We start from the raw sequence: 13,700 nt of genomic DNA, 5'->3' as shown, positions 1-13,700 counted from the left end.
GAAATTAATAATAACCTCGCCCTTATTGCATGTTTATTCCAAATACTAATGTTAACAAATTCTATATACTTTTTAGCCGTTTTTCTAAATAATAATGATTATGTCCTTTCGGATGATCTTCACTTACTCCGATTACTTTATATCCATGCTTCTTATAAAAATCAGGTGCCTGAAAACTAAAAGTATCTAAATTGATTAACCTGCACTCTTTTTCAATTGCAAACTCTTCAATAAGCTTTATTAACTTGCTTCCGTAACCTTCATGCCTATATTCTTCAGAAACCCATAGAAAGTCAACGTGTATATGGTGCCAAAAAGTTATTGCTGTTACCCCACCTACTATTTCTTCTTTTTCATTTCTTACTATGAAACTAACCTTTTCTGAAGGTGTTTTTTCTTCACCTGCAAGATATTTTTGATTGTATTCAATTACTTTCTCTCTTATGTAATCACTATCTTCTTGTACCCACTGCTGTACTATTTTCATTTTAAGTGTCACGCTCCTTTTTACTTATCTATTCAATTTTAAAATGATATTGTCCTGTCTTTAATGAGTTAGTAAAGAAGCAAAGTTAATGGAATAAAAAAGAGCCCTAGTATGAGGACTCTTTTTAAAATTAAGCTACTTTCCGATGTAAATGTTTTAGTTCCTTTTTCTTTTCTACATTTGGTGGACGGATTAATATTGAAATAATGAAGGAAATAACACTTAAAACACCGATTATAATGAAAGTTGGTTGAAATCCCCCGAGTATCGCTCCAATAAATGATCCTGCAAGCGCACCAAATCCAAAACCTTGGTAGACAATCCCGTAATTTGTACTATGGTTTTTTAATCCAAAGAAATCTCCGACAATAGCTGGGAATATAGTTATATTACCACCGAAGCAAAAGGCGACACTTGCTACACAAGCAAAATAGATTTCGTAATTTAGCGGAATAAAACTTAAAGTAAAGACTGACAAACCTATAATAATAAAAGTTGCAGAGACAATTTTCATTCGGCCGATTTTATCTGATAACGTCCCAAGAATGATTCTACCTACTGTATTAAAGATCGCAATCATAGCAACGGCGTTTGCAGCGGTTGCTGCGCTAAGTCCAACAAGTTGTACGCCGATATCTTTTACCATACTGATTAAATACAAACCACCCATACACGAGGTGAATAACATAAAAAATAGCAGATATACTTGTTTCGTTCGCATCATTTCACGCGGAGTATAGTCATTGTGTAATGTTTCAGTTACAGCATTACTTACAATTGCCTCACGTAAGAAGAACGATCCGATTAACACTAAAAGTAACACGATAATACCCCAATATAAAAATGCTTGTGATACACCAAGCTTATCGATAAGATTTCCGTTTATATATCTAAAGATTAAGCTGCCCATTCCATACGCTGATACAGATATACCTGAAATAAGCCCTTTCCGATTTGGAAACCATTTAATTAAATTAGATAGTGATGTAATATAAGCTGTTCCATCCGCATAACCAACAACGACACCAGCTAATAAATATAATAGTGGTAAAGAAGAAACTTGTGAACTAAGTATTAAGCCGAGTCCTAAAACAATTCCTGCAGTAGCAATAAGTTTTCGAAGTCCTAATTTTTTCTGCAACTTGGCTGCAAATAAAGTTGAGAATGATAAAGAAAAACTAGTTATGGAGAAAGTTATCGCTACTGAATTAAGATTCCATCCAAACTTACTTACAAGGGGTTGATTAAATAAACTCCATGTATAAATTGTTCCAAGGCCAATTTGAACAATGATTGTACCTAGAACAATTAGTAACGGATTTATAGAAGTTTGTTTCATACTAACTGTCCCCTTCTTTTATCTTGACATGAATTTTCACAGTTAGTATATCCATCATAAATTGCAAGATACTGTACGGAAAATGGTAATTAAGTTCATATACACAAAAAGACACTTCATAAAGAAGTGCCTTTTGCAGGTTATATCAGATATTTCTAAAGAAAACTTTGTTAAGATAAGACATTTTCAAATGCTTATGTATATATGTTATCAAATAATTTCTTAAATGTTATGAGACTTAAGACGTATTTTTCATTCATCATATAGTCGGATGAAAAATTAATATTCGATTTCATCAAAATCTTTCGGCTGCGGTACAGTTTGCATATTAGCTGCATCTTTAGGATCGCTATAAATTGCATTTTGCTCTGTATTTACATCTTTTATATTTTGCTTTTTATTTTTGTTCACTTTATCTTTCATTTTCAATCACTCCTTTTTGTTATAGGAGTAATTATGCCCTATTACCGTTACTAAATGTATCAGCGACTAAATTACTAAATTCACGTAAATAATATAAGTAATTATCACCACCGTAGTTATATCTTTTATTATACATTTTTGCAACAACTACATTATATTCAGGTATTACTAAAATGGTCGGTCCAGTAATCCCTAATATTTGATACGACCCTTTTGGAACACGTTCACCAAGTTCGCTTAATTGCGCAGGCTCATTTTGGATGAACCAAAACAATCCATTTTGTGGTAGCTCTTTGTTTATATATGTTGGACTCTGCAAACTCGTAGCGATTTTTATAACTTCTTTTGGAACAATTTGTTTACCATCTATCCCACCTTGATTTAAATGAAGATTGCCCCACTGCGCAAATTCTCTAGCTGAGACAAACAAATTTTTTTCAGTACCGTCATCTACCGTACCAATTTCACTAATTGCGTCTTCATTTGGATTATTAACAACGTCAACTAAATTTTCATCTCGCTGAACTCTCCAACCTGTTTCTTGAAAATTAGCAGGTTTAAACACACGCTCCTTTAACAATTCAGGAAAACTTTTGTTATATAGCTGATAAATAAGACGTGTCATCATTCTTACATTAATATCTCTATACGCCCATGATTGTCCCGGTGCAAATTCACGAAAAATTGTCCTGTCATTCGTTTCTTCTAATCCGTGCGAATGTGTTACTAAATGTCTTATCGTCGTTTTACTAAGCAATGCAGGATCAAAGTCTTTAAAATATTTTATCGCTTCATCATCAATAGAGTTTATTTTCCCCTCATAAAGCGCATACGCTATCATTAATCCTAAATAACTTTTTCTAGCAGAAGCAACGTTAAATTGTGAAGATGCTGTTAATCTCTTGGTTGTAGATGGATTTGAGTGATAACCACTATAATGCTCTAGTACGATTTTATTATCTTTTATAATACAAAGTGCTGTAGCAGAACTATGATTTTTTTCTTTTATATCCTCTACCCAAGAAATCAACTTATCATATGTATACAAATAAATCCCCCTTAATACACATCAAAATTACAGCATGAAAGAAAAGTGCAAAATAGTTTTTACACCTTTCTTTCATATAAAATAACTTGGATTTTCTATACTTAAATAATCCACCAGTTCCAGCAATTAAAGCAACTGAAACATCCTGCGCATCCTATACATCCGCCGCAACGACCTGCACAACCACCACATCTACCGCCACATCCACCGCAACGTCCACCACAACCGCCACATCCGCCGCAACGACGTGCATCGTCTTGAATGTAATAGTATGGATATTGACTTTGTTGTTGATCCCAATACACAACATTGCCAGTTTGATAATCATTAAGGTTTAATGATTGTAGTTCTTGTTGAAACTGATTCATTATGAAACCCTCCATTTATAAATGTAAATTCCGTCCAAATATTAAAGTTAATAAATTCTTTTAAACAAAGTAGAAACAAGACTATAGACTAAATGCGTACATCAACAAAATATGAACTTACACTAGGTGATGTACCTTGTTTTTCAGCCTATTTTCTTTATATTCATTCGATGGACGTATTTACTATAAATAAAGTGATTTAAAAATTACTAATCCAACAATTTAGGAGTTCATCATTTAACTTACTTTCTAGTAATTCCTTTACTAAAGGCATTGGCATGATTTCATAATGATTTAAGGCTTCTTTATTATAAGCTATCCAGTGAAATGCTAAATGAGACTCGCTAGATTTCGGTGTTAAGTCCGTATGTAAATCTTGTGACTCTACTTCAAAAATGTGGTTAATTTCATGATGAAGAACTTCTTTATCTTGCCATTGATTTTCTATGACGCCTAAAAATTGTTGTATACTACAGTTTACTCCAAGTTCTTCTCTTAACTCTCTTTTTAATGCATTCTCTGCTGATTCTCCAATTTCAACATGGCCACCAGGTAAAAAATAATGATGGCCGATATATTCAGCAACTAATAATTTTTCATCTTTTATCATGACTGCTCGTACAATATGATGAAATTTACTTTTCAATTGATATTCCTCCTAGTTATTTAATGTATAGTTTCTCAAAATAGTCATTTAGTATTGGTATAATATAAATCATAGGTGTTTCATACGGATGAATATCATTAATAACTTCAAGAACATCTTTTACAAGTTCTCGTTTACACTTTATTTCAACTTTACATTCTTGTCCTTCGCATATTTGACCAATTTCTCCATTAAAAGGAGATGCCTCTTCTAAAGGTCTCCAATATCCTTTCACTGAACTATAGGAAAGACAATGGTCATATTCGCCCGTTTTACATGCTCCAATTTTATTTAATTCATCCCTTAATGTTTCAATATATTCTTCAGGAATGAACACTTCAATTTTCACTTCAGTAAATTGCATATTTCATTTCACACCTTTACTTCCTAATAGTTAAACAAATAAACGATATACTTGCTCACCATCATACTCCTGTCCTAATGATATGAAACCATATCGTTCATATAATTTCTTTGCAGAGATATTATCTTTATGTACGGTTAATCTAATTTCTTTACACGCCTTAAACGTATTTTTTATTATATTAATACTTTCTTGTAATGCTGCTTTTCCATAACCATTACCTTGTTGCGATTGATCAATAATAAATCCGTTAATCCAATACATATCCGATGTCTCTATTACAACAGCATGCATAACAAAACCAACCATAAGGTCACCATCGTATATAGCGAATGGTATGTACTCTACATTGTCACCATCTGGTTTTATATATACTTTAGCAAGTGAAACTGCTACAGCGGGGACAAATTTTCTTTGATCTTCTTTAACTTGTAACTTTAATGCATCTTCCCAATTGTCTCTCGTAACAACCTTTAACTGGACATTCAATATTGTAAGCTCCTTTATCTAGAGGATGTATTTTTATATTCAACGCATTGAAATAATTCCCTTTTTCGACAGCAACTTATAACATAATTTTTATAAAATCTTGAATGAATTTTTGTTCATCTATTTCTAGTGCTATACGGGCTCCTTCAGATATAGAGCTATGGCGAAAATCAGCAAATGTTTGTCCTTTCGTATCTCCGTATGTATCTACATTTACTGTACGATGCACAAATTCAAAAAAACTTGGATTTACTAATCCACTTATTGCAACCACATCATGTAGCAAAGGTCCTTCCATAGATGGATTAAGTTTTTGGTATGCGGATAGATAGTAGTCATACATTGGTTTCATTATCATATGAAATGGATTCTTTGCATTAGCTTGAATATAGTTAAATACATTTGGTGTTAACACAGCTTTGTTTGTTACATTTAAAGGGAATATGAATAAATTTTTTGCTTGATGGAAAACAATTTTACTTGCTATAGGATCTCCATACACGTTTGCCTCCGCTAATGGTGTTACATTTCCTACTTCTAAAAAGACGCCACCCATGAAATAGATTCCTTTTACATTTAGCATTAAGTCACTCCATAAATTAAAAGCAATTGCTAACGAGGTAGATCTTCCTACATCAACAATCGTTAAATCTTTTCCGTACTTTACAAGAATCGCAGCGATACTACCAAAATTGTATATTGGAATAGATAATACGCTTTCTGGAACATGGATGGGCCCTAATCCTTCTGCTCCGTGAATTTCAGGATAGTACGTAGTGATTTCTTCTGTAAGTGGTTTTGTTGCACCACTAATGACAGGAATGTTTTGTCTATTTGCTAACTGTAAAATATACGCTGCATTATGTGCAGCATGTATATGCTCAACATTTCCGTATCCGGTTACAATACCGACAATTTCAATTTCGGGATGCAGTAAACCATACATAATGGCAAATGAGTCATCAATACCTGGGTCTCCGAAAAATAATACTTTTTCCAAGAAATACTCTCCCTTCATAAAAACATAGAGTCATCAATAACTATGTATATGAAAAAAGCAAGTATATCTATGCGAATTTTAGAATGGATAATGTTTTACAAAACATTAAAAAGGAACTAGCGAATGCTAATTCCTTTCTTCAGTAACCATTCTCAAATTTAATTAATTATCGTATCCTTCATAAATTGCATCATTTATTAGATTTTGTGTTTTTTTATCATCAGGTGCAGGCTTCCACCAATTTCCTGTAATAAATAACATAGTTAATAAATTATAACTATCACTAAAATAACTTTCTCTCTTATTCTTCATCCAATCCCAACCACTATTTACCCACTTTTGATTATTGCTACTCGTTATACTTGCAGCAATAAACGGTGAAACAAATACAGCAGTTGGATAACTACCAATATTGGATCCATTTAATTGATAACCATCCACAATTTTAGAAGGATTTCCATTCGTTTTATTTTGAATCCATGAAGAGACTTTATCAGAAATGACTTTACTTCGCTTCTCGCCGTACATCGCATAGTCCATTACAATTCTTAAAGGTACTCGACTAGCATTATAATAATATGCATTTGTATATTCTGACTCATCTAAGAAGTCTTTAGGTGCGGGTTGTGGTGGGTTTTTTACAACGAAATCTGAAATAAGTCCTGTATTTGGAGAGTACTTATTACTAAATTGCGTATAAACATCGTACAAATTATTAATAACAGTAAGCCAAGTTTTATCACCTGTAAATTCATAAAATGCTCTAAGGTGTGACATCATCCAATCAGATGGTCTCGTATCAAGTGAACTTTTAGAATCCCAATCTCCTAAATTTAGTCGGTTATTATTTGTAACATTACTAGCTTTAATACCTTTTGTAATCATGTCTTGTGCTTCTTTCAAATAATTAACTGTTCCATTAGATCCCCACTGCTTATGAGCAAGAAGAAGAGAATACGCAATATCTAAATCCCCATCAGTAGCAGAATCAAAATGACCTTGTGCTTTTTTACTATCTGCGACAACCCATCCCATTAAATTAGGATTTTGAGAGCTTTTAAAAGTTCTTGCTGTTTTAAATAAACCGTCATAGATTTTTTGAGCATTCGAATCATAACCAGCCATTAATACTGTAATTATCATCCCATACCCTTGACCTTCTGAAGTTCCAAGTGGCTTAAACCCATCCGCATCACCTGTAATCTCTCCTTTTACGTAATAACCACCAGGTAAAGAAGATAAATCATTTTTCAAATATTTCTTTTTCCAATTATCGTAGTAACTTCTTACAGAAGCATTTAAACTTTCCTGTGTAACATGATTCGGTTTTATAACACCTGCATAATTAACTTGCTGGGGAAATGGTTTCATTTCCTTTGCAGCAGCTACTTGTTGATTAACTACGGGAATAGAATTTTGTATTGAATTGTCCGTTACACTTGCTGCGAAACTAGAATTAGAAAAACTAGCTAGTCCGATTCCTACAATAGAAATACATGTGAAAATTTTTCTTTTTCCATTCATTATGTTGTCAGCTCCTTTTAAATTGCTTACTACATAAAATGTAACATACAATATTTAACTGAAATACAAAATATTATATTTATCAACATAAGAAAGAAACTATATAAAAAAGTATCATAAAATCATTATTGAATTACATTATACGGATTGATTATTTGCTAAATTCCTATGTTTTTCTTTTCTTAATATTGGTATATGAGCAATCACAATTCCAAGTATAGTAATTCCTCCGCCAATTATCGAAACTAAAGTTGGCACTTCTCCTAACCATATCCAAGCAATGAAACACGCAGTTATTGGCGTTAAATATAGAGAACTTGTTGCTTCAGAAGCACCAGCACGAGATATAATATAGGCCAATGCAATATACGGGAGTACTGTTGGAAAGACACCTAAATATATAACGCTCAAGTTAACTTCAAGAGGAGCTGCTAGTATTTTTTGATAAACTCCGGGTAAGAAAATAAGCATACATACAGTACTAGACAAAATTGTATATATGGTAAATGGTAAGAAGCCGTATTTTTTTAAGTAAGATGTTTGGAAAACGAAAAATAGACTTTCTGAAATCGCCGCTAATAATATAAATAATCCCCCGCTATTCAATTGAATAGCGTCGCCTTGGCTAAATGAAATTAAGGCAATTCCTGCAAAACTCATTACACCACCGATCCAGCCATTTAATTTCATTTTTTCATTCAAAAAAACAGAAGCAAGAATTGCCGTTACTATTGGAGTGACTGAAATTATTAAACTTGCAGATCCAGCATTTACTGTTTTTTCGCCGTAGTTTAATGCGATGTGATAAATAGTAAATCCTAGAGCACCAAATATAAAAATTGCTGGGATATCCTTTAAATCCGGTAGTCGTAGTTTGTATATAAATGAAAATAACAAAAGTATAAATGAGGCGATTAATAAGCGTAGTAAAGTAAGGTGTTCAGGCGTATAAGATTCAAGCCCCATACGAATTGCTGGAAAAGCAGTTCCCCATATAAGAATTGTAAAAGCATGAGCACATATAATGCGTAAATCCCATTTTTTATTATGCATGTTTTCTCTCCCTCCTTAATAGACCAACCATTTTTAAATTACCAATTATTTCTTTTCATCATATTTAATAGTTGATACAATGTCTTCAACCAGTTATTTATCGGAAAAACCAACCACTTTGAATCTTTTAAATTAACGAAGGAGTTTTTTATATGACAACCGATAAAAAAGTGCCCAAATATCGGCAGATAATAGACTATATGAAAGAAAAAATTGAAAACGGAGAATGGCCAATTGGAAGTAAAATCCCTAGTCAGCGGCAGTTAGCACAATTATTTCATGTAAATCGAAGTACTGTAATAAATGCGCTAGATGAACTTATGGCAGATGGTTTAATTCAAGGACAAATCGGAGCAGGAACAATTGTAACAAATAATACATGGTCATTATTAGCAACTAATCCCCCGCCCGATTGGAGTGAATATGTAAAGGCCGGTATTCATAAACCAAGTAAGTTAATGGTGCGAGAAATAAATGAAGCAGAAGCAAATAAAACGCTTATCCATCTTAGTAAAGGTGAACTTGCACCTCACCTTTTCCCGCTCGAAACTATGCAATCTATAATTAAAAACGTCAGTGAGGAATTAGATTATTTCGGATACGAAGAACAAAAAGGTTTTTATCCGTTACGTGAAGCAATAAGCAAATACGTAAAATCATTTGGAATACATGCATCACCGGGTTCTATATTAATAGTCTCTGGTGCACTCCAAGCATTACAATTAATATCAATTGGTCTTTTACATAGAAAATCAACTGTTTTACTTGAACAACCTTCTTACTTATATTCACTTCATGTTTTTCAATCAGCAAATATAAATTTATCCGGTATATCAATGGATCATCACGGTATTTTACCTAACGACTTATTAAAACGAATTAAATATAGTCAAAAGAATAATATTTTATATTCAATCCCTTGTTTTCAAAATCCAACGGGGATATTGATGTCCAAAGAGCGAAGAAAAGAAATATTAAAAATATGTGAAAAAGAGCAATTGTCTATCATCGAGGATGATATTTACCGAGAGTTATGGCTTGATGAATCACCTCCAGCTCCTTTAAAATCGATGGATAAACATGGACATGTATTATATATTGGTAGTCTCTCTAAAACACTTAGCCCAGGACTTAGAATTGGATGGATAATCGGACCAGAACCTGTTATTGATAGATTGTCAGATATAAAAATGCAAACAGACTATGGATCCAGCTCTTTATCTCAAAGAGTAGCTGCTGAATGGATAAATGAAGGTTTTTATGAAGAACATGTAGCAAACGTAAGAAAGCACCTGAAAGAACGAAGACAAATAATGATACGAGCTTTAAATAAATATTGTGCAGATATTGCATCATGGGATATTCCTAGTGGTGGATTTTTTATATGGCTAAAGGTTGTACATAACATTCCGATGAAAAAACTATTTTCAGAGGCACTATCAAAAGGAATTCTTTTAAATCCGGGACGTATTTATGAAGAAGAATCAGATCAGTACATTCGTTTATCATATGGATATGCTACTCCAGAACAAATGACTAACGGAATTAAATTGCTCAGTGAATTAATTCGGAAGTTAACGGCATAAAAAAAATCCTCTTTTGTTTTTGGAGGATTTTTTTATGTATCTTATTTACCACAATTTCATTTCCTGCCCTAATAAAATAAGTTCTTCATAAGGATCTCCGTCAATATTTAATACTTGAGCAAAAGCAGGTTCTGTTTTTAAACCTTGTTCCTTTAAGCGAATAACTTCTTCCCTTATATGGGGATGCTGCATTAATAGCATGTGTTCCACTATCATGTGTCTATATGCATTTTGATTACGCACTGGCTTCGGTTGAGCAAATAATTCAAATTCAAAACCTTCGAATTCAAAATTCACCTTTATCGATTCAGTACCTTTAATTTTTTTCTTTTTTATGTTGAACCCTCCATAAGAACCATATAAAGATCTCATTTCCTGCTCAAAAACATCAAAGTTATATACTTCCATTACAATATCTAAGTCAGATTGAGGAGTATCAATTCTTATAGGGATTGTCCCGCAAAGAACGGGATTATATAAAGCTAAATCCTCCATTATGTTTAGGCTATTCAAAACATCATATATTTTTTGTTGTTTCTCATTGCCCGATTGTAAATATGTAATAGATGTAAACATAGAAGTCTCTCCTTCATTTAACATAATAATCATCTCACTAAATATTTAAATCATTGGGTTTTGTTCTAGGAGTACCTTTATTTCAATATATTAAGCCGAACTAACTATATTTTTCAACTTTTCTCCTATACTACAATACTATAAAAATAAAAAAGGAGGAATTATTATGAGCATTTTTAACATTCTTTTAACCATACACATCCTATTTGGAACAATATGCTTAATCACTGGTATTGTAGCGATGGTTGCCCAAAAGAAGAAAGGAAAACATACCGAATGGGGCGAAATATATCATGCATCCTATGTTGTCATTACCCTTACGGCAATAATATTATCCATTATCAACTGGGATAAAATCGCATATTTATTTTATGTAGCAATCTTCTCTTATTCATTTGCGATTTATGGATACCTTGCACGAAAAAAACGTTGGAAAAATTGGCTCCATCACCACATTAGAGGTATGCTAGGTTCTTATATTGGTGCAGTCACCGCACTTTTAGTAAATATCGGCATCCATATTCCCATTTTAAATTTACTTCCGCCAATATGGTTTTGGTTTTTACCCACCTTAATTGGTATCCCCCTCGTAGCCAGTGTATCAAAAAAATATAAAAAGCGTAGTTGAAATTAATTACATTTTGATTACTTTCTGATTATTAGAATGAAAAATTATACTCTATGTATTACAAATAATATTATGAATGCTCGTCCTATGAATATTTAAAATAAAATGCCGCCCAACAGGACGGCTCTTATTTTTACTTTACAAACGTAACATATTCACCAGAAACCCATTGATTTCCACCAACATTATACCAACCATCTTTATATCCAAACGATTGATATTTTTCACCTTGATACACGTTTTTCACAATGCCGTAATTTGTTCCAGGGCCGGTACGAACACGCAATACATCAGCGATTATAGTAACTACACCTACACCATCGTTTGATGATTGTGAAGTTGCTGGTACATTTCCTCCCGTATAACGGATGTATGATGGATCGTTATAAACCCACTGATCGCCACCTAGATTTAACCAACCATTTGTTTGTCCAAATACTTTGTAGGACTCTCCTTTCCCTAATTGACGAATAACGCCATATCCAGTACCAGGTCCTTTTCGTAAATTTACATTACTACCGTTAATATAAGCAACCCCTACACTATCATTCGACGTGGGAGGAGTCACTACGTTTTGAGCACCTTTTCCAAAAGTATCCGTTCCATATCCTTTGTAGTTATATTGCAAATGCGGGCTATCCACAAATCCTTTCCAGTCACCGCCCCATTCAAAGCCAATTTGTTTAGCATAACGAATTGCTGATGCCCACGGTTCTTTATTATAGCCATTCCAATCTTCTGTACCATTCGACTGAATTGGAACAAAATCTAATGCCTGTCCTACTAAGTGATATGAGCGCATCGTTTGTGATGCTCCTTTACGAACATATTCACGTTGTTGCTCGACCGTACGGATTGTTTCATAAATTAATACTTCAATTCCATTGTCGATACAGTACTGATACCACTTAAAAGCTGCAGCTTTCGTATTATCCGCTAATTTATTCAGATTACTTACATTTCTATTGTGGTATTTCAATATGCAACATCTCCTTTTCTATTATCCTATGCAAAACTCGTCTCACGGGTTGTACATATACCTAGAACGATACGAAGTACAAATACATAGGAAGCCAATTCAGCTAAAAAGGTTTTCACTTCTAGCTTCAAACTTTGTAAGTTGAAATCGAAGTAATAAAAAAACCACAACCTAAGTCTTCCAGTTGCGGTTTTTGGTATTTTCTTTTTATATGCTACATGCCTTCTTTACAGGTTGTGTAAATTTTTCCTTTATGAATAACACTTCTTATTCATGACTTTTCAAATCCAATAATATTGAATGTAAACAATCCGGATAATTAGTAAACATCCCATCGACTCCCCATGAAAGTAACTTTTTCATATCTTTTTCATTATCTACTGTAAATGGATGAACTTCTAATCCGTTTTTCTTTATTTTATTTACATAATCTGAATCAATATATTTGTAATTCATACCAAGACCTATGCAGTACATTTTATACTTTTCTATCTCTAATTTTGTTAATTGAACTGCTTTTTTATAAGGTAATAATTGTACTATGGATATATTACTATTTAAGCTATGAATCTTTTGTAGACTTTCTTCACTAAACGATTGAATAATAACTTTATCCTGTATTTCGTAGTGATTAATAATTTCTAATAATTTTTCTTCCATTCCTGGATATTCATCAGGTGTTTTTGTTTCGATATAATAGTTCGCGTTATGCCCAAACGTTTCAATAATTTCTGTTAATGCTGGGACTTTTGCATTTTCAAATTCTTTCTTTGCTAAGTTCGGATATTTTTCATTAAAAAAAGAACCTGCATTTAGTTGCTTTATTTCTTCTAATGTATGCTCTTTCACTAGCCCTGTACCATTTGTTGTACGGTTTAAGGTTTCATCATGCATAGCCACTATATGTCCATCTTTTGTCATTTGAAGATCGATTTCTATATAATCTCCATTCATTTGTTGGCCTAATTGATATGCTGCTATTGTATGTTCAGGCGCATATGCAGAAGCACCTCTATGTGCGATATTTTTTATATGATTTGATTGATTAATAGCTTTAGTATACTTATGTTCATTTATTTTCTGAAAAACAAAGATACTTATTACTATAAAGGTACAAATTATTGTAACGAGATATATCTTTTTCATAACGATTTATAAGCTCCTATATAAAGACGATTTAACTTGAATGA

16 protein-coding genes are annotated in these 13,700 nt (G+C 32.8%); 2 read left to right on the top strand and 14 right to left on the bottom strand.

The window, feature by feature from the left end:
• Positions 1-61: 61 nt before the first annotated feature.
• The 11 genes from ACS2FK_RS17910 to ACS2FK_RS17860 all read right to left on the bottom strand — a co-directional run bounded on the left by ACS2FK_RS17910 (position 62) and on the right by ACS2FK_RS17860 (position 8,741).
• On the bottom strand, positions 62-487 hold the full coding sequence (locus ACS2FK_RS17910; protein WP_000706912.1) for a GNAT family N-acetyltransferase: 426 nt from the start codon (positions 485-487) through the stop codon (positions 62-64).
• 130 nt (positions 488-617) lie between these two features.
• On the bottom strand, positions 618-1,826 hold the full coding sequence (locus ACS2FK_RS17905) for an L-lactate MFS transporter (RefSeq protein WP_063547444.1): 1,209 nt from the start codon (positions 1,824-1,826) through the stop codon (positions 618-620).
• 279 nt (positions 1,827-2,105) lie between these two features.
• The gene (locus ACS2FK_RS17900) at positions 2,106-2,249 is read right to left on the bottom strand and encodes a hypothetical protein (RefSeq protein WP_000653680.1); all 144 of its coding nucleotides are present in this window, start codon (positions 2,247-2,249) and stop codon (positions 2,106-2,108) included.
• Between the two features lie 31 nt (positions 2,250-2,280).
• On the bottom strand, positions 2,281-3,297 hold the full coding sequence (locus ACS2FK_RS17895; protein WP_063547443.1) for a serine hydrolase domain-containing protein: 1,017 nt from the start codon (positions 3,295-3,297) through the stop codon (positions 2,281-2,283).
• Positions 3,298-3,398: 101 nt separating this feature from the next.
• The gene (locus ACS2FK_RS17890) at positions 3,399-3,665 is read right to left on the bottom strand and encodes a heterocycloanthracin/sonorensin family bacteriocin (RefSeq protein ID WP_001071389.1); all 267 of its coding nucleotides are present in this window, start codon (positions 3,663-3,665) and stop codon (positions 3,399-3,401) included.
• Positions 3,666-3,864: 199 nt separating this feature from the next.
• A complete protein-coding gene (locus ACS2FK_RS17885) occupies positions 3,865-4,311 on the bottom strand; it encodes an NUDIX domain-containing protein (RefSeq protein ID WP_000836831.1) in 447 nt (148 codons plus the stop codon).
• A 16-nt stretch (positions 4,312-4,327) separates the two neighbouring features.
• Complete coding sequence (gene cutA, locus ACS2FK_RS17880) at positions 4,328-4,675, bottom strand: divalent cation tolerance protein CutA (protein WP_001160792.1); 348 nt, start codon at positions 4,673-4,675, stop codon at positions 4,328-4,330.
• A gap of 30 nt (positions 4,676-4,705) precedes the next feature.
• Positions 4,706-5,164 (bottom strand): GNAT family N-acetyltransferase, encoded by a 459-nt coding sequence (locus ACS2FK_RS17875; protein WP_001102673.1) that lies wholly within the window; start codon positions 5,162-5,164, stop codon positions 4,706-4,708.
• A 76-nt stretch (positions 5,165-5,240) separates the two neighbouring features.
• On the bottom strand, positions 5,241-6,164 hold the full coding sequence (locus ACS2FK_RS17870; RefSeq protein ID WP_063547442.1) for a nucleoside hydrolase: 924 nt from the start codon (positions 6,162-6,164) through the stop codon (positions 5,241-5,243).
• Positions 6,165-6,326: 162 nt separating this feature from the next.
• Positions 6,327-7,688, bottom strand: coding sequence for a glycosyl hydrolase family 8 (locus ACS2FK_RS17865; protein ID WP_063547441.1), 1,362 nt, complete (start codon positions 7,686-7,688; stop codon positions 6,327-6,329).
• Positions 7,689-7,826: 138 nt separating this feature from the next.
• A complete protein-coding gene (locus ACS2FK_RS17860; RefSeq protein ID WP_063547440.1) occupies positions 7,827-8,741 on the bottom strand; it encodes a DMT family transporter in 915 nt (304 codons plus the stop codon).
• A 152-nt stretch (positions 8,742-8,893) separates the two neighbouring features.
• On the opposite strand from ACS2FK_RS17860, the gene ACS2FK_RS17855 reads away from it, so the two are divergent.
• Positions 8,894-10,327 (top strand): PLP-dependent aminotransferase family protein, encoded by a 1,434-nt coding sequence (locus ACS2FK_RS17855; protein WP_063547439.1) that lies wholly within the window; start codon positions 8,894-8,896, stop codon positions 10,325-10,327.
• A gap of 45 nt (positions 10,328-10,372) precedes the next feature.
• Here the strand turns inward: ACS2FK_RS17855 and ACS2FK_RS17850 are convergent, their stop codons facing one another.
• A complete protein-coding gene (locus ACS2FK_RS17850; RefSeq protein WP_000495197.1) occupies positions 10,373-10,903 on the bottom strand; it encodes a DUF4269 domain-containing protein in 531 nt (176 codons plus the stop codon).
• 166 nt (positions 10,904-11,069) lie between these two features.
• Between ACS2FK_RS17850 and ACS2FK_RS17845 the strand changes: the two genes are divergently transcribed.
• Positions 11,070-11,531 (top strand): DUF2306 domain-containing protein, encoded by a 462-nt coding sequence (locus tag ACS2FK_RS17845; RefSeq protein WP_053564312.1) that lies wholly within the window; start codon positions 11,070-11,072, stop codon positions 11,529-11,531.
• 133 nt (positions 11,532-11,664) lie between these two features.
• Here ACS2FK_RS17845 and ACS2FK_RS17840 read toward each other — a convergent pair whose 3' ends face one another.
• Positions 11,665-12,510 carry an SH3 domain-containing protein gene (locus ACS2FK_RS17840; protein WP_000873741.1) on the bottom strand — a complete coding sequence of 282 codons (846 nt, stop codon included), beginning with the start codon at positions 12,508-12,510 and terminating at the stop codon, positions 11,665-11,667.
• A gap of 267 nt (positions 12,511-12,777) precedes the next feature.
• Positions 12,778-13,656: a glycerophosphodiester phosphodiesterase gene (locus tag ACS2FK_RS17835; protein ID WP_000725665.1), complete on the bottom strand. Its 879-nt coding sequence runs from the start codon at positions 13,654-13,656 to the stop codon at positions 12,778-12,780.
• Between the last annotated feature and the right edge of the window lie 44 nt (positions 13,657-13,700).

The sequence above is a fragment of the Bacillus cereus group sp. BceL220 genome, assembly GCF_051776965.1.
In the GTDB taxonomy this organism is placed as follows: domain Bacteria; phylum Bacillota; class Bacilli; order Bacillales; family Bacillaceae_G; genus Bacillus_A; species Bacillus_A cereus.
The sequence above is the reverse complement of the archived record's forward strand: the minus strand, read 5'-3'. Positions and strand labels throughout refer to the sequence as shown.